This window comes from Achromobacter sp. KK8 (assembly GCF_054188005.1).
Genome location: NZ_CM135178.1, coordinates 2843062 through 2864042, shown reverse-complemented (window position 1 = coordinate 2864042; position 20981 = coordinate 2843062). Strand labels below are relative to the sequence as shown.

Sequence of the window (20981 nt, the reverse complement as noted above, 5' to 3'; positions counted from 1 at the left end):
CGCGGCCCCGCCCCGTCAGGCCATGGCCCGCGAGGGCTCCGGCTGGTCCAGGCGCCAGCGCAGGCGCACACCGCCGGTTTCGGTCGATTCCAGGGCCGGAATCGCCGACAGCAGGCTGCGGGTGTATTCCTCGCGCGGCCGGTCGAACACCGTGTCGCGCGAGCCTTGTTCCACGATGCCGCCGTCGCGCATCACCACCACCCGGTCGGCCACCTGCTCCACCACGCCCAGGTCGTGGCTGATGAACAGACACGAAAAGCCGTGGCGTTCCTGCAGGTCGGCGAACAGGTCCAGCACCTGCGCCCGCACCGTCACGTCCAGCGCCGACACCGGCTCGTCGGCAATGACGAAGGACGGCCGGCGCACCACCGCCCGGGCGATGGCGACGCGCTGGCGCTGGCCGCCCGACAGTTCGTGCGGAAAGCGCTTGGCGTATTCCGAACCCAGGCCAACTTCGGCCAGCACCTCGTCCACGCGGCGGCGCTTGTCGACCGCCGGCATGTCGACCAGCATACGCAGGCCTTCGCCCACCAGTTGGCCAATGGTCATGCGCGGGTCGAGCGACGAGTATGGGTCCTGGAACACCATCTGGCAGTTCAGGCGGTAGTCGCGCCAGGCCGGCGAGCGGCGGCTGACCGGCTGGTCGCGGAACAGGATCTGGCCTGATGTCGGCGCCAGCAGGCCGGCGATGGCGCGGCCCAGCGTGGTCTTGCCGGAACCCGAGCCGCCCACCACCGCCACCACTTCGCGCGGCTTGACGTGCAGGTCGATGCCGTTGAGCGCGCGCTTGGCGCCGGTGCGCGAGAACAGGCGCTGGTGGCCGGCGTAGTCGACCACCAGGTTCCGGACCTCGACAATGGGCGCTTCCTGGATCGGCGCGCGCGCCGGCAGGCGGCGCGGCATGGCGTCCAGCAGCTTGCGGGTGTAGGGATGTTGCGGGCGTTCGAGGATGCCGGCGGTGGTGCCGGTTTCCAGCACCTTGCCGTGCTGCATCACCACCATGCGCTCGGTGTAGCGCGCCACCATCGGCAGGTCATGGCTGATCATCAGCACGGCGGTATTGTGCTCGCGCGTCAGGTCGACCATCAGTTCCAGCACGTCGCGCTGCACCACCGCGTCGAGCGCGGTGGTGGGCTCGTCGGCGATCAGCAGCGCCGGCTCCAGCAGCATCACCGAGGCCAGCATCATGCGCTGGCGCATGCCGCCCGAGAACTCGTGCGGCCAGGCCTCGACGGCGGCCTTGGGGTCGCGGATGCCGACGCGGCGCAGCATCTCCAGGATGCGTTCACGGCGCTGCGCGGTCGACAGGTCGCGGCGATGCAGCTTGAGGCCCTCGTCCAGCTGGCGCCCGATGGGCATGGACGGGTTGAGCGAGGTCATGGGTTCCTGGAACACCATGCCGATGCGCGCGCCGCGCAGCTTGCGCAGCGCGGCCGGGCGTGCCTGGGTGACTTCCACGCCTTCGAAGCGGATCGAGCCGCCGGCCACCACCAGCGGCGGCGGCGTCAGGCCCATGATGGCGCGCGCCGCCTGGGTCTTGCCGCTGCCGGACTCGCCGACGATGCCGACCATTTCGCCCGGCGCCACCTCGAAGGACACGCCGCCGACGATCTCGCGACCGCCGCGGCCGACGGTCAGGGACAGATTCGATACGGTAACCAGTGCGCTCATTGCACGCCCCTCATGCGGGGATCGAGGCGGTCACGCACCGCGTCGCCCAGCAGGTTGATCCCGAGCAGCGCGAGCGCGATGGCCAGGCCGGGAAGAATGGAAAGGTACGACGCCTGCGCCATGAACGGGCGGGCGGCGGCCAGCATGTTGCCCCAGGTGGGCGCGGGCGGCGGCACGCCCAGGCCCAGGAAGGACAGCGCGCTTTCCGCCAGGATCACCCAGCCGAACATCGAGGTGGCCAGCACCGTCAACGGCGCGACGCAGTTGGGCAGCACGTGGCGCACCATGGTGTAGATCTCGGAGTTGCCCAGCACGCGCGAGGATTCGATGAACTCCTTCTCGCGCAGCGACAGCACCGTGCCGCGCACGATGCGCGTCACCGACGGCGTATAGGCCAGGCCCAGCGCCAGGATGATGCCGTACTTGTTGGCGCCGACCACCGCCAGCAGGCCCAGCGCCAGCAACAGGCCGGGAAAGGCCAGCAGCGCGTTGTTGAAGGCCATGATGATGCGGTCGGTCCAGCCGCGCACGAAGCCGGTCAGGGTGCCGACGATGGTGCCGGCGACGATGGCGAAGCCCACCGTCAGCAGGCTGATCCAGACGCTGCTGGAGGCGCCGGCCAGCAGGCGCGACAGTTCATCGCGGCCGAACTCGTCGGTGCCCAGCAGGAAGTCGCCGCCGGGCGGCTTCAGGCGCGCCACGAAGTTGATCTTGAGCGGGTCGTGCGGCGTCCAGAAGGCGCCCATGATGGCCGCGACGAGCATCGCCGCCACGATCACGCCGCCCACCAGCGCGTTAGCTGCAATTCGCTTTTTCATTCGGCGGTCACTCTCGGGTCGAAGATGGGATAGCAGAGGTCGATCAGCAGGTTGACGATCACGTAGATCACGCCCACGAACAGCAGGCAGCCCTGGATCACGGGATAGTCGCGGGCGAAGATCGAGTCCACCAGCAGGCGGCCCAGGCCGGGAATGGTGAACACGGTTTCGACCACGGCGATGCCGCCGAGCAGGTTGCCCAGCACCAGGCCGATCAGGGTCCAGGTGGGGCCGAAGGCGTTGCGGAAGGCGTGGCGCATCAGCACCGCGGATTCCGACAGGCCCTTGGCGCGGGCGTGGGTGATGTAGTCCAGCCGCAGCACTTCCAGGGTGCTGGCGCGCGCCATGCGCATCAGCACGCCGATCTCGTGCAGGAACAGCGTCAGGATCGGCATGGCCAGGTACAGCAGGCCGGCCTTCCAGTCTTCGCCGATCGACACGTAGCCCACCACCGGCAGCCATTGCAGCTTCAAGCCGAAGAAGATCAGCAGCAGCAGGCCGAGCCAGAAGGTGGGAATGGACACCAGCAGCGTGGCGGCGCCGACCAGGATCAGGTCGGGCGCCTTGTTCTGCTTCCACGCGGCGATCATGCCGGCGGGCACGGCCACCAGGGCGGCGAACAGCACGGCCACCAGCACCACGCGGCCGCTGATCAGGAAGCGGTCCCACACCAGCGGCAGCACGGGCTGGCCGGTGTTGATGGACGAACCCAGGTCGCCATGCAGCATGTTGCCGAACCAGATGCCGAACTGGGTAGGCCAAGTCTGGTCCAGGCCCAGCCGCGCGCGCAGGTCGGCCAGGGCCGCCGGCGTGGCCAGGTCGCCCAGCAGCAGTTGCGCGGGGTCGCCGGGAATCAGGCGGATCATGACGAACACCGCCACCGCCACGATCAGCAGTGTCGGAATGGCCATGACGATACGGGATAGCGCGAAACGCAACATGGCCCTCTCCTATCGCGGCCGACAGGCGCAGGCGCGCCGGCGGCCGGTCTGGTTGTCGACGTTATTCATTGCGCAGCTTGCGCAGTTCGGCGGCCAGGAAGTCCTGCACCTGGCCGACGCACTTCAGGCCGTCGTGCGGCACGTTGTCGACCACGTCCAGCACGGCCTTGACGCCGGCGGCCTCGAACGAGCGGCGCAGCGATTCCAGGCGCTCGGGACGGGTGGCGCCAGCGGAGTTGGCGCCGGGCATGAAGAACTTGCCGCCTTCGCGGTGGGTGATCTCCCAGGTCTCCAGGTCGGCCTTGCCGACGATCATGTGCACCGCGACCTGGCGCAGGGCGTCGATGTCGACGCCCTTGCCGAAGCGGGCCTCGGCGTCGCGCACGCCGACCCACCAGTCCTGGGCGGGATCGAGCAGCGTGACCGAGCCGGGCGCGCCGATCGACACGGCCCACAGGGTTTCGGGATGCAGCAGGGCGTAGCGGTTGACGAACTGGCCGCCGCCGGAATAGCCGAACAGGGCGAAGCGGGTGAAGTCGCGGCCGAATTTCTCGCCGACTTCGGCGACCATGCCTTGCAGGATGTGGTCGTAGCGGATGTCGCCCTCGCGCAGTTGCTTGAAGCCGTCGCGGTTGCCGTCGCCGAGCGGGCTGACGGGAAACAGCGGGCACAGCACGATGCAGTCGTTCCAGCGGGCGAATTCGGCGAAGGCATCGCGGTATTCGACGAAGGCGCGGCCGGTGCCGTGCATGATCACGACCAGCTCCATGGGGTGCTTGGCCTGATCGATATGCGGGGGGACGTACATGCAGTACGAGAAGCGCGGGTCGGTGCGCGAGGCGAAGACGGTGCTGTGGCCGAGGTCGTAGATGGCGCGGGCGCGGGCGGCGTCGGGGGCCAGGGCGGGTGCTGCGGTGGACTGCATGGTTTCCTCGATTCCCGGGCGGGGTGTGCCGGGGGGTGTTGCGGGCGGGGGATGTTTGACTAAATTGGCGCCAATTTTAGGAACCAGGTTTGGGTTGGGGCAAGCGGGGGGAATCCCTAACCGGGGGGTTTGTCGCTCGGAGGGGGCGGGCGGCCAGGTCAGTAGTTCTTTTGACGCGTGGTGCCCGGGCCGGGCGGAGGGCGGGGCTACGATTGCGGTCCGGAGCGTTCGCTCCGGACTGCCCCTTCGTCATCTTCGTCACAGCCTTCGGCTGCTCCTTCAGATTCCCTCGGGCGCATCTACACGCCCCGCCCTCCGCCCGGCCCGGCCACCACGCTGCGTCAGTGTCAAGCGAAGCGCCGCTGGGGAGTCTTGCGTGCTTGGGCTTCGCGGCGACGCTGGTTTGTTCGATGGAAGATCTTGCGGGGTCGCCCAAGGCGGCCGCGCGGGCGGCCTTTTTGGGCGTTCAGTGGTGCGGCGTCGGCGTCCGGGTTTGCGGAGATGACGTAGGCGTCGTCAACAGGAAGGGCAGAGACAAGAGCGGCTATTCGCCGCTCTAAGTAGGAAAGTCGAAAAGATCGCGGTCGACTCAATCGAGCTTGTAGCTTTTCAGATGGATGCTGGTTTCCGTGGCGGAGATGGCCTTGATGAGACGGACGCGGTCCAGGACGCGGGACATTTCCTCGATGTTGGCGACGCGCAGTTCGGCCAGCAGGTCCCAGCGGCCGTTGGTGTCGTGCAGGGCGACGACGGCGGGATCGCCCAGGAGGATGCTGACGACGCGGCGGGTTTCGTTGCCGTCGACGGCGATGTTCATCCAGGCGCCGATCTGGTCGGGTTGGGACTCGGGGCGCAGCCGGACGGTGTAGCCGACGATGATGCCCTCGTCTTCCATGCGGGCGATGCGGTTGTTGACGGTGCCCCTTGATACGTCGAGCTTCTTGGCCAGGGTCGCGACGGTTGCGCGAGCGTCGGCGCGCAACAGACCCAGCAATTGCTGATCGAGTGTGTCCATGATTGTTCCAGCCTGAAAATTGGCGCCAATTTCACATCTTATACGGATTCGATGCGGCGCTGGCGCGCGCTGTCCGGCACGCGGGCCTGGCGGGCCATGGCGTGTTTTTGCCACGGCCCCAATTTACCCCGTTTGGATTGGCGCCAATTTTTGATATATTTCGGGCCGGTCCGACAGCGCCCTACTCGGCTCATGCATCCACCCTGGCTGACGTCCGTGCCGGACTCGTAAAGATTCTCAATGTGATTGACGCTCGTATTAATGACGAGCGCCCTTCCCCGCTTCCTGGACTTCCGATGCCGATTCCTTTTCCCCCGCGACGCCTGGCGCTCGCGCTGGCCATGTTGACGCTGGCCGCCCACAGCCAGGCGCAGACCGCGGCAGACGCCGCGCCCGCCGACAACACCCTGGGCGCGATCAGCGTCGTGGGCGACTGGCTGGACAACCCCAATGAAGAAAAGGTGCTTGAACACGGCGGCGCGCGCACGATCATCGAGCGTTCGTCGTTCCAGGATACCGGCGCGACCAACGTGCGCGATGTGTTGCGCCGGGTGCCGGGCGTGCAGGTGCAGGAAAGCAATGGCACGGGCGGCAGCGATGTGTCGTTGAACGTGGGCGTGCGCGGGCTGACCTCGCGCCTGTCGCCGCGCTCGACCATTCTGATGGACGGCATTCCGCTGGCGGTGGCGCCCTATGGCCAGCCGCAGTTGTCGATGGCGCCGGTGTCGCTGGGCAACCTGTCGGCGGTGGACGTGGTGCGCGGCGCGGGCTCGGTGCGCTATGGCCCGCAGAACGTGGGCGGCATCATCAACTTCGTGACGCGCGCGATTCCGGGGGACTTCACCGCCGACGCCACGGTCGAGACCGACATGTACAGCCACGGCGGTGTGAAGACCTCGCCCAGCGCGTTCATCGGCGGCACCAATGAGCGGGGCCTGGGCGGCGCCCTGCTGTATTCAGGCACGCACGGCAACGGCTTTCGTGAAAGCAACGACCGTGTGGACATCGATGACGTGATGCTCAAGGGCACCTATCGCATCGGCGCCGACGACAGCGTGTCGGCCGCGCTGCATCACTACGAAGGCCGCGCCGGCATGCCCGGCGGGTTGACCACCAGGCAGTATTCCGAGGACCCGTTCCAGTCCACCCGGCCGTACGACAGTTTCACCGGCCGCCGCACCGACGCCTCGTTCCGCTACAACCACGACGACGGCATCAATAAGTTCGAGCTGCTGACGTACTACACCGACAGCTTCCGCGGCAGCAGCATCGAAACGGAGGGCACCGGCGCCAACGCCGGCAAGCGCCGCCTGACCTTCAACCCGCGCAACTATCACACCTTCGCGATCGAGCCGCGCTATTCGCGCCTGTTTCGCGGCGCCGACGTGACGCAGGAGATCAGCGTGGGCTACCGCTACCTGAAGGAAGCCAGCGACGAGCGCGCCTCGCGCACCGCGTTCTACGTGCCGGACGGCGGCTTCGACCCGCTCGATGCCCCGAATCCGCAGTACCAGTACCGCACCGGCGGCACCACGGCGCATGCGGTCTACATCGACGACACCATCAATGTCGGCAACTGGACCATCACGCCGGGCGTGCGCTATGAATTCATCGACTCGTTCCTGAACGACAAGTCCAATCCCGCGGCCAGGACCCATACCAGCATCAAGTCCGAAGAACCCCTGCCCTCGCTGTCGGTGGTCTACCACGTCAGCGAACAATGGAGCGTGTTCGCCAACGCCGGCCAGTCATTCGGCCCGCTGCAGTACTTTCAGATCGCCTCGACCACCAACGGCCTGCATCCGGAAAAGGCCACCACCTATGAAGTCGGCACGCATTTCAATGGTGGCGGCTGGAAGGGCGAGCTGACGCTGTTCAACATCGACTTCGACGACGAACTGCAGCTGCGCGGCGGCACCAACGGCGGTTCGGACGCCTGGACCAACCTGGGCGCCACCCGCCACCGCGGCCTGGAAACCGGGCTGTCGTACGACCTGGGCGAACTGTCGGCGGCGCTGTCGGGCCTGTCGCTGTACGGCACCTATACCTACACCCAGGCCACCTACAAGGCCGGCGTGTTCGAGGGCCGCGACCTGCCCTTCTATTCGCGCAACGTGGCCTCGCTGGGCGCGCGCTACACGCGCAACCAGTGGACCTTCAACGTCGACACCTTCCTGCAGTCCAAGCAGCGGTCGCCCGGCGCGCCCGATCCCGGCGCCCGCTACCAGACCGAGGAAAGCGCCAACGGCGCCTACGGCGACATCCCGGGCTACGGCACGGTGCACGTGCGCGCCGCCTACGACTTCGGCAAGCAGATGCACAACCTGAACATCGCGCTGGGGGTGAAGAACCTGTTCGACAAGCGCTACTTCACGCGCTCCACCGACAACAACGCGGGCAAGTACGTGGGCATGCCGCGCACGGTGTACCTGCAGGCGTCGCTGGCGTATTGATCGGGCGCCGGCGCGTGCGGCGCCCCTTCGGCGCATGTGCCGGCGGCACGGCGGGCTGAACCCGCGCGTTCATGGCGGGATCACGGCGCCGCTATTTGCCCAACAGGCGCTTGACGCCAGCGACCACGCCCAGCGTCACCGCCCCCGCGACGATGCCGAACACGGCGCTGAGCAAGGTCGACACCAAGGGCGGCAGCAAGCCGCCGCCGCTGGCCGCCGCGACGTGTTCGATGGCCGCGCCCAGCGGCGCGATGCCGTGCGTCAGGATGCCGCCGCCGACCATGAACATGGCGGCGGTGCCCACCACCGACAAGGTCTTCATCAGATAGGGCGCGGCCGCCACGATGCGCTTGCCGAGCCAGGCGGCCAGCGCGGCGCGGCGGGCGCTCAGGTACAGGCCCAGGTCGTCGAGCTTGACGATGCCCGCCACCAGGCCGTAGACCCCCACCGTCATGACCAGGGCGATGCCGGCCAGCACCACCGTCTGGCGCAGCAGATCGGCGCCGGCCACCGCCCCCAGGGTGATGGCGATGATCTCCGCCGACAGGATGAAGTCGGTGCGCACCGCGCCCTTGATCTTGTCGCGCTCGAACGCCACCATGTCCACCGCGGCGTTCTGCAGGGCTTCGGCGCGGGCGGCGTGATTGCCCTCGGCGGTCTCGCCGTGCGGCAGGAACTTGTGGGCCAGCTTCTCGACGCCCTCGAAGCACAGGAACAGGCCGCCGGCCATCAGCAGCGGCGTCACCGCCCAGGACGCGAAGGCGCTGATCACCAGCGCCGATGGCACCAGGATGAGCTTGTTGATGAGCGAGCCCTTGGCCACCGCCCACACCACCGGCAGTTCGCGATTGACCGGCACGCCCGAGACCTGCTGCGCATTCAGCGCCAGGTCGTCGCCCAGCACCCCGGCGGTTTTCTTGGCCGCCACCTTGGTCATGACGGAGACGTCGTCCAGGATGGTGGCGATGTCGTCGAACAATGCGAAGAAGCTGCTGCCTGCCATGGCGGATTCCGCAAAGTGGAGATGCCCGAGTGTACAGGCGTCCGCGCGCCGGGAGCGGTCTGCCGGACGTGGCCGTTTCCGCCCGTTACCTGTCCGCGTGCGCGATGGGCGCGCCGCCGGGGCGCGGGTATGCTGGCGGACCGACCGTTCGGAGAGGACCGCCATGCTCGAATTGCGCCCCAGCTGTGAACATTGTGACGCCGACCTGCCGCCGGCCTCGACCGAGGCCCGCATCTGCAGCTTTGAATGCACCTTCTGCGCGCGCTGCGCCGACGAGGTGCTCGGCAACGTCTGCCCGAATTGCGGCGGCGGCTTTGCGCCGCGGCCGGTGCGCCCCGCCACCGACCGGCGCAATGGCAATTTCCTGGGCAGGTATCCGGCGGCGGCCGAGCGCAAGCACCGGCCGGCCGACCTGGCCGCCCACGCCGCGCTGCGGCAGGCGCTGCGCGGCATCCCGCCACAGGACCGCTGAAGCCGCCGGACCCACGCGCCGCGCATCCGTTGCCGCCACGGCGGGCCAGGGAGCCGGCGCGCATGTGTCCGCGCGCCGGCCGTGCTGGCGGCGCCGACTAGCCGCGCGGGCGGATCGCCTCGGCCTCGGCGTTCTCGAACAGGATGTTGTTTTCCAGGTGGATGTGGGCCATCAGGTCCTGCTTGAACGTGCCGATGCCCAGGTACAGCGCGCGCCAGGTGTTGCAGGCGGCGCGTGGCAGCGTCAGGTCATGCGTCAGGGCCATCAGGCGCTCCAGCGCCACGCCGTGGTCATCATGCTCCATGCGCATCATGGTGATGGGCATGACCGCCATGGCGCCATGGCCGCGCGCCAGCATCGGGAACAGCACCTGTTCCTCCTTCTGCATGTGGCTTTCCAGTTCCTGGTGCATATCGCGCAGGTGATCGGCCAGTCCGGCGGGGCAGTCGGGACTGTCCGCATGCACCTGTTCCACCTTCATCGCCAGCCGGATCAATTCGGGCAGCTGCTGCCGGTGCACCTCGTGATAGCGCGCCAGGATGTGATCGATCAGGTCGGCCGGGCTTGCCTGGCTCCAGTCGCGCTCGTCCGAGGCCGCGCCGGCCAGCGCCAGCAGCCGCGCCTCGATCTGGCTCGCATCCAGTGACCGTTGCGCCGCGGCCTCGGCCAGGCTTTTCTTGCCGCCACAGCAAAAATCCAATTGATATTCGTGAAACACCTGGGTGGCGCCGGGAATGCTGCGGGCCAGCTGGCCCAGGGACTGTTCAACCATGCTCATCGCGTTTCTCCATGCTTCATGAGGGTGCCTGATCAGTAGCGAGATCCGTGCCAGGAAAAACTTGCGCCAAATCAATGATTTGAAAATTAAAGGGTAAAAACCACCCGGCGCGCTTGCGGTATTTATCACCCCCAAGGGTACGATTGACCCATGCAGAACCTGTTGCTTACCGACCTGGTCGTGGACCTGCCCGCCGCCGTCCGCCTGCAGCGGCTGGCGGCCGGCCTGCGCGCCCATTTCCGCTGTGGCGCGGTCGCCCTGTTGCAACTGGAGGCCGACCACCTGCGGCCGGTCGCCGTCGATGGCCTGACCCAGGATGCGCTGGGCCGCCGCTTCGCGGTCCAGCAGCACCCGCGGCTGGCCGCCATCCTGGCGCGCCGCGGCGTCACCTGTTTCCATCACGACAGCACCCTGCCCGATCCCTACGACGGGCTGATCAACGGCATGGCAGGCGAACCGCTGCCGGTGCACGACTGCATGGGCACCAGCCTGCATATCGAAGGCCAGCCCTGGGGCGTACTGACGCTGGACGCGCTGGAGGTCGGCACCTTCGACGCCGAGGCGCAATCGGATCTGCGCGACATGATCGTGCTGGTCGAGGCCGCCCTGCGGGTGACGCGCCTGGAAGCCGAAACCCGCGCGCTGCGCGTGGCCCGCGGCGCGCTGCCGGCCGACAGCGCGCTGGCCGATGACAGCGAGATCCTCGGGCAGAGCGAGGCCATCGCCCGCCTGCTGCACGAGATCGAGGTGGTGGCGGACTCCGAACTGCCCATCCTGCTGCTGGGCGAAACCGGCGTCGGCAAGGAGTTGTTCGCGCATCGCGTGCATCGCCAATCGCGCCGCCGCGGCAAGCCGCTGGTGCACGTGAACTGTGCCGCCCTGCCCGAATCGCTGGCCGAAAGCGAACTGTTCGGCCATGCCAAGGGCGCATTCTCGGGAGCGCTGACCGAGCGGCCGGGCCGTTTCGAAGCCGCCAACGGCGGCACGCTGTTCCTGGACGAGGTCGGCGAATTGCCGCTGGCGGTGCAGGCCAAGCTGTTGCGCACCCTGCAGAACGGCGAAATCCAGCGGCTGGGCGACGACCGCCCGCGCACGGTCGACGTGCGCATCGTCGCGGCCACCAACCGCGACCTGCGCGATCGCGTGCGCCAGGGCGATTTCCGCGCCGACCTGTATCACCGGCTCTCGGTCTATCCGGTGCCGATCCCGCCGCTGCGCGAGCGCGGCCGCGACGTGCTGCTGCTAGCCGGCCGCTACCTGGAACTGAACCGCGCGCGGCTGGGGCTGCGCAGCCTGCGCCTGTCGCCCGAGGCCGAGGAGATGCTCAGCCGCTACCGCTGGCCCGGCAACGTGCGCGAACTGGAACATGTCATCAGCCGCGCCGCCATCAAGGCCGTGAGCCACGGCGCCCATCGCAACGAAATCGTCACGCTGGGCCCCGGCCTGCTGGACCTGGACGATGTCGCCATGCCCGTGCCCCCGCCCGAAACGCCCGCCTTGCCGGCCGGCGCCGCCCAGACCCTGCGGGCCGCGGTCGACGCCTGCCAGCGCCAGGCGATCCGGCGCGCGCTGGACGCGCACCAGGGCAGTTGGGCCGGCGCCGCGCGGGCGCTCGACATCGATTCCAGCAACCTGCACAAGCTGGCGCGCCGTCTCGGCCTGAAGGACTGAGCCTGCTAGCCAGCTAGGAGCGCGGCATGCGCTCCAGGCAGGCGTTCACCACCGTCATCACCGGTCCGCCGCGCAACTCGGCCTCGGCATGGGCCGCCCCCGAAGCCAGCAACTGGTCATAACGCAGGAAATCCTCCAATGGCACTTTCGCCTGCAGTCCGTCCAGCACGCACTGGCAATAGTCCTTGGCCTTGGCGTCGACGTCGCGCGCGGCGGCCGGCGCCTTGGCCTTGAAACCCTGCATGCAGGAGTTGTAGGTGGTGCGTTGCACCTCGGGCGGATACTCCGTCTTCTTGTTGCAGCCAGCCAGCAGGGCCAAGGCCATGGCACCGGCGCCCAGGGCGCGGCAGGAGCGGATCGGCATGGTATTCCTCGGATCGGGAGGGAATGGGAAACGCCGATTTTGGCACGGCGCGGCATGGCCGCATGCGCGGGCCGAGCCGGCGCGTCAGGATGCCTGGGGCGCGACTGGCATCCGCAGCGTGAAAACGGTGCGATCCTCGCCCGACCTGACGTCGATGACGCCTTGATGGGCCGTGGCGATGCACCGGCATATATACAGGCCCAGGCCGATTCCCGCCGCCATGCCAGTCCTGCCCGTGGCGCTGCTGGCCCGCGTCAGCGGGTCGAACAGCGTGGGCAGGGCGCGTCGCGGAATCGGCGGGCCGTCGTTCGCCACTTCCAGCCACACCCAACCGGCCGGCTCGGCCATTGCCGTCAACTCGATCTCGCCCGCGCCATAGCGAGCGGCATTGGACAGCAGATTGAACAACAGTTGGCCGATACGTCCGGGATCGCAGCGGACAATCAGGTTCTCCGGGCACTCGACGCGGATCACGGCCTCCGGGTAGAGCGCGCCGATCTCCTCAGCCGCGTGGCGGCATATCCGCGCCAGGTCCTGCTCGGAAAGCGCCACCGGCAACACACTGCCCAGCCGCGTCCGCGCGAACACCAGCAGGTCATCGATCATCCACTTCATGCGCACCGCGCTGCGCTGCACGTACGAAGTGGCACGGATACTGGCCGGCGAGAGATTGCGGTCGCGCGACAGGATCTCCGCGGAATTGAGCAACACGCCCAGCGGCGATCGCAGGTCATGCGCCAGCACGCCGGCGAACAGGTCGCGGATGCGTTCGGTGCGCTCGGAAAACTGGCGGACCGACTCGGTCAAGCCCTGGTCGATCGCCTCATTGAAGCGGATCATTTCCTGAAAGGCCTGCGGACCGGCCAGCGCGCTGTGTTCCCACCGGCGCAACACGCTGGCGCGCAGCGCCCGGTATTCCGCCAGCACTTCATTGATGCCGAACCCCTGTGACAGGCGGTCGTCGGCGTGCAACATGGAAACGGTGTCAAAGGCGCTGTCCTGCTCGCGCTTGGCGCCATGCGATTTTTGCCGCTGCTGCAGGGGAGTCTGCGCCTGGCGCATGTTGGCGGCCACCCTGGTCAACAGCTCGGCGCCTGAATTGCGCAGCTCGACGGCCGTAAGCCGGTGCTTGCCCTGGTTCAGCACCATGGCATATTCCACCCAGTCGTCGATCAGGGCTTCCAGATTGGCTTCGATGAAATCCGCCAGGTCCATATCGGTCTCCATGGATGAAGCGTGCGCGCCGGACGCACTAGTGCGCGACCAACAGCCGCGTCAGGGCTTCGATCGAATAAGGCTTCTGCATGACCTCCAGCGCCCCGGCATCGCGCCCCGCCAACGCTTCACTGTAACCGGTTGCCAGCACCACCCGTATCGCCGGCCATTGCGCCTTGATCATTTCAGCCAACTGCACCCCATCCATGCCAGGCAACACGATGTCGAGGATGGCGATATCGAAACGCCCCTGCCTCTCTTGCAACATGCGCAACGCGCTCTCGGCATCGGTGGCCCAGGTCAGGTCCTGGCCCAGATCGGTCAGCAAGGTCGACACAACCTCGCCGACCATGCGGTTGTCCTCGACCAGCAGGACGGCCTTGCGCGTCGTGACCCGGGCGGCGACGTCCGCATCGACAGGGCCGGCCACCGCGCTGGCCGGCGTCGCGGCGGGCAGGTACAGCGTGAACGTCGTGCCCTGCCCGACTTTACTGCGGACCGCGACATCGCCGCCCGATTGCCGCACGAAGCCCTGGACCTGGCTCAGCCCCAAGCCCGAATTCTGGTGCTTGCTCTTGGTGGAAAAGAACGGCTCGAAGACATGCGCCACCACATCGTCGGCAATGCCGACACCGGTGTCCTGTACCGATAGCGCCACCTGCGGCCCGGGTTGGCCGGGAGCGCCGTTCGCGGCGGGCCTGCCATCGACGTGCCGCACCGATATCGTCAGCTGCCCGCCCGCGGGCATCGCATCGCGCGCATTGATCACGAGATTGAGCAAGGCCGATTCCAGCTGGCCCGGGTCCGCGGAAATCGTGCAACTGCCCGGGTCGAGTTCATAGCTCAGGGCGATGCTCGACCCCAGCGACGCTTCGAACAACTGGCGCAACGACGCCAGGGTTTCGCGCACATCGAACACATGCGGCTGCAGCGGCTGCTTCCTGGCATACGCCAGCAGCTTGCGGGTCAGCTGCGCGGCGCGCTCGGTCGTATCGATGATGATTCCCAGGTAACGCGTGGCCGAGGCCGGCAGGTCCGGGGACCGCTTCATGAACTCGGCGGAAAACCGGATGGCGGTCAGGAAATTATTGAAGTCGTGCGCCACCCCGCCCGTCAGGCGGCCGATGGCCTCCATTCGCTGGGCCTGGTGCATGGCGTCGCGCGCGGCCTGGGATTCCTCGCGGCGCAGCGTTTGTTCGGTGATGTCCCGGGTGATCTTGGCAAAGCCCACCAGCCGACCCTGGCCGTCGTGGATCGGATCGATCACCGCGCTGCACCAGAAGCGGCTGCCATCCTTGCGCACCCGCCAGCCTTCGGTTTCGAACCGTCCAGCGCGCAATGCCGTTTCCAGGGCGCGCTCGGGCGCGCCGGCGGCGCGATCCTCTTCGGTGTAGAAGACGGAGAAGTGCTGCCCCAGGATTTCGTGCTCGGCGTAGCCCTTGAAGCGCTCGGCCCCGGGATTCCAGCTGCTCACCAGGCCGTTGGCGTCCAAGAGGTAGATGGCATAGTCCATCACCGCGTCCACCAACAGCCGGTAGCGCTCGTCGGAGGGAATTTGAGGGGCCATGTCTGCCTCGCGAAAGTCGAATGGATGCGATCCCGCCGCGCCAGCAAGAAACATGCCCCTTTGCGCGGCAGACGCCGCCGCAAGCCCACACCCCGGCCGCTCACCCCAGGCCGTGATACTTCCGGCCCATCTCCATGGTGGCGCGGTAGAAGCCCTCCTTGCTGCCACAGTCGTAGCGTTGACCCTCGTACTGGTAGCCAAACACGCGCCCCCGCTCGAGCAGGGCCGCGATGGCGTCGGTCAGCTGGATCTCGCCGCCGACGCCCGGCCGGGTCGCCTGCAACGCCGGGAAGATGGCGGGATCGAGGATGTAGCGTCCCACCACGCCCAGGTCGGTCGGCGCGTCCTCGGGCCGCGGCTTCTCGACGATGCCGGTCAGGCGCAGCACCCCGTACGAGGCCTGCGTGCCGGAGACGATCCCATACTGATCGGTGTTGGCCGGCGGCACCTTCTGCACCGCGATCACGCTGCCGTCGAACTCCCGCGCCACCTTCATCATCTCGCCGATGACGGGCGTTTCGGCGTCGATCATGTCGTCCGCCAGCAGTACGGCGAACGGCTCATTGCCCACGATCGAGGCGGCGCACAGCACGGCGTGGCCCAGCCCCAGGGCGGCGGGCTGGCGGGTATAGACGCACTTCACGGTTTCCGGAATGACATTGCGCACGCTGTCGAGCAGCACGGCCTTGTTCTTCAGTTCAAGGTCGCGCTCCAGTTCCGGCACGCGGTCGAAATGGTCTTCGATGGCGCGCTTGTTGCGGCCGGTCACGAAGATCAGCTCCGTAATGCCGGCGGCCACCGCCTCCTCGACGGCATATTGGATCAGCGGCCGGTCGACGATGGGCAGCATTTCTTTGGGCATGGCCTTGGTCGCGGGCAGAAAGCGCGTGCCGAGGCCAGCAACGGGGAAAACCGCTTTGCGTATGGGAAGCATGGTATGAACCTCAGTCGGGCGGCTCGCCGGAGCGGGAGCCGTGGCAGCGATTAGCAAATGCCGTGCCCGGTCGAGAGCTGCGCCGCGCCGGAAGTCCCGATCACCTGGCGGCGCCGAAAATGTAAGCGTCCATTACTCTGTCGGCGTCGGCGCGCCCAAACACCCGCGAGTGACGCCGCGTTCTGCCGCCGGCCGGTACATACGCACTGGTTTGCGGGCATCTCACCGGCCACGGGATGACGGCATAGCATGAAATTTAGTGAAACAAAGGTGAAGCATCCGTCCGACCACAGCAACTAAGCTGCCAGCAACAGGTTGAGGAGGACTCCATCCGTGACGATCCGCACGCCCAGGCAGGATACGGCCGGCACCCTATCGCAAAGCCCGCAGCCCGGAACCAAGGAAACAGGCCCGCCAATGCCGCTGCGGCCTTTGACCATCCTGCTCGCAGACGACAACCAGGACGCCGTCGAAACCCTGGCGGAAATCCTCAGGCTTGACCACCACCAGGTCCATACCGCGTTCGAAGGACGCACGGCCCTCGCCCTGGCGCAGGAGCACCGGCCGGACATCGTCCTGCTCGACATCAGCATGCCGGAACTGGACGGCTACACCCTTTGCCAACGGCTGCGGCGCGAACCCTGGGCAGCAGGCTTGGTGATCGTGGCGCTCAGCGGCTACGGCAGCCCGCAAGACCTCGAACGCGGGCGCATCGCCGGCTTCGACCGCTATTTCACCAAGCCTGCCGATCCCGGCGAACTGCTGGACTATCTGAATCGCTGCGCCGGCCACATTCAGGCAGGCACGGGCCGCAACGCCTCGCGCCCCACCTGAAGCAACTTGCGGTCAGCCAGGCGCAGGGCTGTCAATACGCCGCCGGATACGCACCCGGTGTCCAGGCACACCACGTCCGACCGCACCAGCAATCCCAGCGTTGCCCAGTGGCCAAAAAGGACCGGAGCCGGCCCCGCCTGCCGGCCCGGGACGTCGAACCAGGGCAGCATGCCGGATGGCCAGCGTCCCGGCGCGGCCTTGGCGTGCGGCGCCAATGTGCCGTCGGGGCGGCAGAGCCGCATCTGGGTGAACGCCCGGACAATGAACCTCAGCCTGGCCGCGCCCGACATCGTGTCGCGCCAGGACAGCGGCGACGGCCCCCGGATCCGCGGCAGGTGCTGGCGCCAGCGCGGATGGCGCAGCAACGCCTCGACCTCCCGCGCGCGCGCCATCGCCGTGGCAGGATCCCAGCGCGGATAGAGGCCGGCATGCACCAGCAGGTGGCCGGCTTCGGCGTGCAGCAACGGCTGTCGGCGCAGCCAGTCCAGCAGCGACGTGGCGTCGCGCGCGCGCAGCAGCTCGTCCAGCGTATCGCGGCGGCCCGGCCGCAGGCAGCCGGCGGCGACCGCCAGCGCCCGCAGGTCGTGATTGCCGAGCACGACGGTGGCGCGCTCGCCCAGCGCCCTGACCCGCCGCAACGTCGCGGCCGACGCCGGCCCGCGGTTGACCAGGTCGCCCACGAACCAGAACCGGCAGCGCGGATCGTCGGCGATCTCGGGACGCGCCAGCAAGGCATCCAGGGAGTCGCGGCAACCATGCACATCGCCGATCACCCAGATCGATTCCATGGCGTTCAGTCCTTCTGCACAGCGCCACGCGCAGGCACGCGCGGACGTCGGGACGATGTCAGCAATTGGCGCGCCCGGCCCCATCGCAAGATCCGGATAGCCGGCGCATCGCGGCTTGCCTATCGTCGCCAGGTCATTTACCTACAAGGATTCACCATGCATCAACTGACCGGCAAAGTCGCCATCATCACCGGCGCCAGCTCGGGCATCGGCTACGAAGCGGCAAAGCTGTTCGCCCGCGAGGGCGCCAGCCTGGTGGTGGTGGCGCGGCGCCAGGCCGAACTGGAACACCTGGTCGCGGCCATCGAAGCCGATGGCGGCCACGCCGTGCCGCTGGCCGGCGATGTGCGCGACGAGGCCGTCGCCGAGGCCGCCGTCACCCTCGCCGAGCGCCGCTTCGGCGGACTGGACATCGCCTTCAACAACGCCGGCATGACCGGCGACGCCCTGCCCCTGCACCAGGTTCCGCCCGATGCATGGCGCCAGATCCTGGACACCAACCTGAGCAGCGCCTTCCTCGGCGCGCGCCACCAGATCCCGGCGATGCTGCGGCGGGGCGGCGGCTCGCTGGTTTTCACGTCCACCTTCGTCGGCCACACGGCGGGCTTTCCCGGCATGGGCGCCTATGCCGCCAGCAAGGCCGGCCTGATCGGCCTGACCCAGGCGATCGCCGCCGAATATGGCGCCCAGGGCGTCCGCGCCAACGCCCTGCTGCCAGGCGGCACCGACACGCCGATGGGCCGCGCCTCGATGGACTCGCCCGAGGCGCGCCGCTACATTGAAAGCCTGCACGCGCTCAAGCGCCTGGCCAGCCCCGCCGAGATCGCCCGCTCCGCCCTGTACCTGGCGTCGGACGCGTCCAGCTTCACCACCGGCACGGCACTGCTGGTGGATGGCGGGGTATCGATCAATCGGGGGTGATGGCGCCCGCTCAACTCATGTACACGCCGCCGTTGATCGCATAGTTCGCGCCCGTCACGAACGCCGCCTCGTCCGACGCCAGCCAGGCGCACAGCCCGGCCAGGTCCTGGGCGGTGCCCAGGCGGCCCACCGGCACGCTTTCGATGATGCGGTCCAGCAGCGCCGGCGGGAACGCCTTGACGGTGTCGTCGGCGATGAAGCCCGGCGACACCAGGTTGACGGTGACGCCACGCGCCGCCACTTCCTGCGCCAGCGAGCGGGTGAAGCCGATCACCGCGCCCTTGGCGGTGGCGTAGTTGATCTGGCCGATCTGGCCCTTCTCGGCCGCCACCGAGCCGATGTTGATGATGCGGCCCCAGCCGCGGTCGGCCATGCTGTCGACCACCTGCTTGGTGCTGTTGAACAGCGTGTCCAGGTTGCTGCGCAGCACCGCCGACCAGTCGGCCTGGCTCATCTGGCGAAAGCGCATGTCGAGCATGGCGCCGGCGTTGTTGACCAGCACGTCGATCTCGCCGACCTCGCGCCGCACCTTGGCGAAGGCCGCCTCGGTCGAGGCCCAGTCGGTGGCGTCGCCTTCGGAGGCGATGAAGTCGTAGCCCAGCGACTTCTGTTCCTTCAGCCAGTGGTCCTTGCGCGACGAGCGCGGCCCGCAGCCGGCGATGACGCGGTGGCCCGCTTGGTGCAGCGCCTGGCAGATCGCGGTGCCGGTGTGGCCCATCCCGCTGGTGACGTAGGCAATGCGCAAAGCCATGAACGTTCTCCTTTCAAGAAACGTGGGAAGGCGCCGCCGTCAGGCGACGGCGCCGACCAGGGGGAACAGACCGAACGCCAGCGCGGCCGCCAGCATCACCAGGCACACCATGGTGGCCCACTTGAGCGAGTAGCGCTGGTGGTCGCCGAACTCCACGCCCGCCAGGCCCACCAGCAGGTAGGTCGAGGGCACCAGCGGACTGAGCAGGTGCACCGGCTGGCCGATCAGCGAGGCGCGCGCCATTTCCACCGGCGAGATGCCATAGCCCTGCGCCGCTTCGCTCAGGATCGGCAGCACGCCGAAGTAGAAGGCGTCGTTGGACATGAAGAAGGTGAACGGCAGGCTGACCAGCGCGGTGATGCCGGCCAGGTACGGCCCGAGCGCGTCGGGGATCACCGCCAGCAGGCTGCGCGACATGGCTTCGACCATGCCCGTGCCCGACAGGATGCCGGTGAAGATGCCCGCCGCGAAGATCAGCGACACCACCGACAGCACGTTGCCGGCATGCTGCGCCACGCGGCGGCGCTGCTCGGCCAGGTTCGGGTAGTTGATGATCAGCGCGACCGCGAAGGCGATCATGAACAGCACCGGCAGCGGCAGCACGCCCATCACCAGGCTCACCATCAGCGCCAGCGTCAGGCCGGCGTTGACCCACAGCAGCTTGGGGCGGCGCAGGTCGTGGTCGACTTCGATCTCGGGCAGGTTCTTGGGGCCGTCCTCGTCATAGCCGGCGTGCAGCGCGGCGCCGTCGGGCAGCGACAGCACGCCCAGGCGGCGGCGTTCGCGCAGGCCCAGGAAGACGGCCAGCAACAGGATCGCGACGATGGCCACGCCCATCACCGGCACCAGCGGCACGAAGATGTCGCCGGCGTCCACATGCAGCGCGCTGGCGGCGCGCGCGGTCGGTCCGCCCCACGGCGTCAGGTTCATGACGCCGCTGGCCAGCATCGCCAGACAGGTCATGGACAGCGCGTTCATCTTCAGGCGGCGATACAGCGGCAGCATCGAGGCCACCACGATCATGTAGGTGGTGGAGCCGTCGCCGTCCAGCGAGATGACCAGCGCCAGCACGGTGGTGCCGACCACGATCTTGAGCGGATCGCCCTTCACCGCGCGCAGGATGCGGCCGACGATGGGGTCGAACAGGCCGGCGTCGATCATCACGCCGAAGTAGAGGATGGCGAACATCAGCATGACGCCGGTGGGCGCGATCTTGCGGATGCCGTCGAGCATCATCTTGTCGATGCCGGCGCCGAAGCCGCCGAGCAGGGCGAAAATGATCGGAACAAGGATGAGCGCCACCAGGGGCGAGAGGCGCTTGGTCATGATCAGCGTCATGAACGTGATCACCATGCCGAAGCCAAGCAGGGTCAATAGCATGAGGGGGTATCTCCGGGCTCGTTGTTATTTGCGCTCGGGGCGCTGGGGCGGAAGACTAGGAAGAAAAGCTGTCTGGAACCTGTCGTTTTTTGGGGGCCGGGGTCGGGTGGGGAGTGGGTGACAAAGGAGATGTAGGCCGTCCGGGGCGGGCGGGTGTCGCGGGGCGCGCCTGCGATTGCGGTCCGGAGCCTTCGCTCCGGACTGCCCCTTTCTCATCCTCGTCCTCGCCTACGGCGACTCCTTCGGATTCCGTCGGGCGCATCTGACGGCGCGCCCCGCGACACCCGCCCGCCCCGGACTACCGGTTTCTGGGTTTGATGCGTTGCTGGACCTCGGCGGCATGGGGGAGTGGTGGCGGCCCGCCTTTTTGGGCCGCGCGGGCGGCCCAAACGGCATACGCGGTGGGGGATTGCGTGGCGGTGTGCGCTGCGCGCGGGTGGGGAGCGGGGCGCTATGACAGGGCGTTACAGGGGGACGGAT

General features: G+C 68.0%; 19 protein-coding genes. 5 read left to right on the top strand and 14 right to left on the bottom strand.

Annotation, left to right across the window (positions count from 1 at the left end; genetic code table 11):
* Positions 1 to 15: 15 nt before the first annotated feature.
* From ACVN9Z_RS13295 to ACVN9Z_RS13275, 5 genes are all read right to left on the bottom strand, one after another.
* The gene (locus ACVN9Z_RS13295; RefSeq protein WP_054506978.1) at positions 16 to 1671 is read right to left on the bottom strand and encodes an ABC transporter ATP-binding protein; all 1656 of its coding nucleotides are present in this window, start codon (positions 1669 to 1671) and stop codon (positions 16 to 18) included.
* A complete protein-coding gene (locus ACVN9Z_RS13290) occupies positions 1668 to 2489 on the bottom strand; it encodes an ABC transporter permease (protein WP_024068057.1) in 822 nt (273 codons plus the stop codon). The genes ACVN9Z_RS13295 and ACVN9Z_RS13290 overlap by 4 nt, the downstream gene beginning before the upstream one ends.
* The gene (locus ACVN9Z_RS13285) at positions 2486 to 3430 is read right to left on the bottom strand and encodes an ABC transporter permease (RefSeq protein WP_006389179.1); all 945 of its coding nucleotides are present in this window, start codon (positions 3428 to 3430) and stop codon (positions 2486 to 2488) included. The genes ACVN9Z_RS13290 and ACVN9Z_RS13285 overlap by 4 nt, the downstream gene beginning before the upstream one ends.
* Before the next feature lie 61 nt (positions 3431 to 3491).
* On the bottom strand, positions 3492 to 4355 hold the full coding sequence (locus tag ACVN9Z_RS13280) for an alpha/beta hydrolase family protein (RefSeq protein WP_026382620.1): 864 nt from the start codon (positions 4353 to 4355) through the stop codon (positions 3492 to 3494).
* Between the two features lie 589 nt (positions 4356 to 4944).
* Positions 4945 to 5370 (bottom strand): Lrp/AsnC family transcriptional regulator, encoded by a 426-nt coding sequence (locus ACVN9Z_RS13275; protein ID WP_006389177.1) that lies wholly within the window; start codon positions 5368 to 5370, stop codon positions 4945 to 4947.
* 296 nt (positions 5371 to 5666) lie between these two features.
* Between ACVN9Z_RS13275 and ACVN9Z_RS13270 the strand changes: the two genes are divergently transcribed.
* On the top strand, positions 5667 to 7823 hold the full coding sequence (locus tag ACVN9Z_RS13270; protein WP_054513381.1) for a TonB-dependent receptor family protein: 2157 nt from the start codon (positions 5667 to 5669) through the stop codon (positions 7821 to 7823).
* 91 nt (positions 7824 to 7914) lie between these two features.
* Here the strand turns inward: ACVN9Z_RS13270 and ACVN9Z_RS13265 are convergent, their stop codons facing one another.
* Positions 7915 to 8826 (bottom strand): DUF808 domain-containing protein, encoded by a 912-nt coding sequence (locus ACVN9Z_RS13265; RefSeq protein WP_070781286.1) that lies wholly within the window; start codon positions 8824 to 8826, stop codon positions 7915 to 7917.
* Between the two features lie 163 nt (positions 8827 to 8989).
* Between ACVN9Z_RS13265 and ACVN9Z_RS13260 the strand changes: the two genes are divergently transcribed.
* Positions 8990 to 9298 (top strand): DUF1272 domain-containing protein, encoded by a 309-nt coding sequence (locus ACVN9Z_RS13260; RefSeq protein ID WP_006389174.1) that lies wholly within the window; start codon positions 8990 to 8992, stop codon positions 9296 to 9298.
* A gap of 97 nt (positions 9299 to 9395) precedes the next feature.
* On the opposite strand, the gene ytfE is transcribed toward ACVN9Z_RS13260, so the two are convergent.
* Positions 9396 to 10076 (bottom strand): iron-sulfur cluster repair protein YtfE, encoded by a 681-nt coding sequence (gene ytfE / locus ACVN9Z_RS13255; RefSeq protein ID WP_070781287.1) that lies wholly within the window; start codon positions 10074 to 10076, stop codon positions 9396 to 9398.
* A 150-nt stretch (positions 10077 to 10226) separates the two neighbouring features.
* On the opposite strand from ytfE, the gene norR reads away from it, so the two are divergent.
* Complete coding sequence (gene norR / locus ACVN9Z_RS13250; RefSeq protein ID WP_070781288.1) at positions 10227 to 11747, top strand: nitric oxide reductase transcriptional regulator NorR; 1521 nt, start codon at positions 10227 to 10229, stop codon at positions 11745 to 11747.
* 13 nt (positions 11748 to 11760) lie between these two features.
* On the opposite strand, the gene ACVN9Z_RS13245 is transcribed toward norR, so the two are convergent.
* From ACVN9Z_RS13245 to galU, 4 genes are all read right to left on the bottom strand, one after another.
* A complete protein-coding gene (locus tag ACVN9Z_RS13245) occupies positions 11761 to 12111 on the bottom strand; it encodes a hypothetical protein (protein ID WP_006389171.1) in 351 nt (116 codons plus the stop codon).
* A gap of 84 nt (positions 12112 to 12195) precedes the next feature.
* Positions 12196 to 13338 carry an ATP-binding protein gene (locus ACVN9Z_RS13240; RefSeq protein WP_458213459.1) on the bottom strand — a complete coding sequence of 381 codons (1143 nt, stop codon included), beginning with the start codon at positions 13336 to 13338 and terminating at the stop codon, positions 12196 to 12198.
* A gap of 25 nt (positions 13339 to 13363) precedes the next feature.
* Positions 13364 to 14893 (bottom strand): PAS domain-containing sensor histidine kinase, encoded by a 1530-nt coding sequence (locus tag ACVN9Z_RS13235; RefSeq protein WP_233436962.1) that lies wholly within the window; start codon positions 14891 to 14893, stop codon positions 13364 to 13366.
* A gap of 100 nt (positions 14894 to 14993) precedes the next feature.
* Complete coding sequence (gene galU, locus ACVN9Z_RS13230; RefSeq protein ID WP_054480796.1) at positions 14994 to 15827, bottom strand: UTP--glucose-1-phosphate uridylyltransferase GalU; 834 nt, start codon at positions 15825 to 15827, stop codon at positions 14994 to 14996.
* Between the two features lie 333 nt (positions 15828 to 16160).
* Between galU and ACVN9Z_RS13225 the strand changes: the two genes are divergently transcribed.
* Positions 16161 to 16661, top strand: a complete 501-nt coding sequence (locus tag ACVN9Z_RS13225) for a response regulator (RefSeq protein ID WP_458213458.1) — start codon at positions 16161 to 16163, stop codon at positions 16659 to 16661.
* Here ACVN9Z_RS13225 and ACVN9Z_RS13220 read toward each other — a convergent pair.
* Complete coding sequence (locus tag ACVN9Z_RS13220) at positions 16622 to 17449, bottom strand: symmetrical bis(5'-nucleosyl)-tetraphosphatase (RefSeq protein ID WP_006389166.1); 828 nt, start codon at positions 17447 to 17449, stop codon at positions 16622 to 16624. The genes ACVN9Z_RS13225 and ACVN9Z_RS13220 overlap by 40 nt on opposite strands.
* Positions 17450 to 17605: 156 nt before the next feature.
* Here ACVN9Z_RS13220 and ACVN9Z_RS13215 point away from each other — a divergent pair, with 156 nt between their 5' ends.
* Positions 17606 to 18370 carry an SDR family oxidoreductase gene (locus tag ACVN9Z_RS13215; RefSeq protein ID WP_047992152.1) on the top strand — a complete coding sequence of 255 codons (765 nt, stop codon included), beginning with the start codon at positions 17606 to 17608 and terminating at the stop codon, positions 18368 to 18370.
* A gap of 10 nt (positions 18371 to 18380) precedes the next feature.
* On the opposite strand, the gene phbB is transcribed toward ACVN9Z_RS13215, so the two are convergent.
* Positions 18381 to 19121 carry an acetoacetyl-CoA reductase gene (phbB, locus tag ACVN9Z_RS13210; protein ID WP_006389164.1) on the bottom strand — a complete coding sequence of 247 codons (741 nt, stop codon included), beginning with the start codon at positions 19119 to 19121 and terminating at the stop codon, positions 18381 to 18383.
* Positions 19122 to 19160: 39 nt separating this feature from the next.
* Positions 19161 to 20501, bottom strand: coding sequence for a CitMHS family transporter (locus tag ACVN9Z_RS13205; protein ID WP_006389163.1), 1341 nt, complete (start codon positions 20499 to 20501; stop codon positions 19161 to 19163).
* Between the last annotated feature and the right edge of the window lie 480 nt (positions 20502 to 20981).

Bases quoted from the DNA above. Each gene is read 5' to 3' on its own strand.
- ACVN9Z_RS13240 (WP_458213459.1), bottom strand. From the start codon at position 13,338: ATGGAGACCGATATGGACCTGGCGGATTTCATCGAAGCCAATCTGGAA.
- ACVN9Z_RS13295 (WP_054506978.1), bottom strand. From the start codon at position 1,671: ATGAGCGCACTGGTTACCGTATCGAATCTGTCCCTGACCGTCGGCCGC.
- ACVN9Z_RS13290 (WP_024068057.1), bottom strand. From the start codon at position 2,489: ATGAAAAAGCGAATTGCAGCTAACGCGCTGGTGGGCGGCGTGATCGTG.
- norR (WP_070781288.1), top strand. From the start codon at position 10,227: ATGCAGAACCTGTTGCTTACCGACCTGGTCGTGGACCTGCCCGCCGCC.
- ACVN9Z_RS13275 (WP_006389177.1), bottom strand. From the start codon at position 5,370: ATGGACACACTCGATCAGCAATTGCTGGGTCTGTTGCGCGCCGACGCT.
- ACVN9Z_RS13205 (WP_006389163.1), bottom strand. From the start codon at position 20,501: ATGCTATTGACCCTGCTTGGCTTCGGCATGGTGATCACGTTCATGACG.
- phbB (WP_006389164.1), bottom strand. From the start codon at position 19,121: ATGGCTTTGCGCATTGCCTACGTCACCAGCGGGATGGGCCACACCGGC.
- ACVN9Z_RS13215 (WP_047992152.1), top strand. From the start codon at position 17,606: ATGCATCAACTGACCGGCAAAGTCGCCATCATCACCGGCGCCAGCTCG.
- ytfE (WP_070781287.1), bottom strand. From the start codon at position 10,076: ATGAGCATGGTTGAACAGTCCCTGGGCCAGCTGGCCCGCAGCATTCCC.
- ACVN9Z_RS13235 (WP_233436962.1), bottom strand. From the start codon at position 14,893: ATGGCCCCTCAAATTCCCTCCGACGAGCGCTACCGGCTGTTGGTGGAC.
- ACVN9Z_RS13270 (WP_054513381.1), top strand. From the start codon at position 5,667: ATGCCGATTCCTTTTCCCCCGCGACGCCTGGCGCTCGCGCTGGCCATG.
- ACVN9Z_RS13280 (WP_026382620.1), bottom strand. From the start codon at position 4,355: ATGCAGTCCACCGCAGCACCCGCCCTGGCCCCCGACGCCGCCCGCGCC.
- ACVN9Z_RS13220 (WP_006389166.1), bottom strand. From the start codon at position 17,449: ATGGAATCGATCTGGGTGATCGGCGATGTGCATGGTTGCCGCGACTCC.
- ACVN9Z_RS13285 (WP_006389179.1), bottom strand. From the start codon at position 3,430: ATGTTGCGTTTCGCGCTATCCCGTATCGTCATGGCCATTCCGACACTG.
- ACVN9Z_RS13260 (WP_006389174.1), top strand. From the start codon at position 8,990: ATGCTCGAATTGCGCCCCAGCTGTGAACATTGTGACGCCGACCTGCCG.
- galU (WP_054480796.1), bottom strand. From the start codon at position 15,827: ATGCTTCCCATACGCAAAGCGGTTTTCCCCGTTGCTGGCCTCGGCACG.
- ACVN9Z_RS13265 (WP_070781286.1), bottom strand. From the start codon at position 8,826: ATGGCAGGCAGCAGCTTCTTCGCATTGTTCGACGACATCGCCACCATC.
- ACVN9Z_RS13245 (WP_006389171.1), bottom strand. From the start codon at position 12,111: ATGCCGATCCGCTCCTGCCGCGCCCTGGGCGCCGGTGCCATGGCCTTG.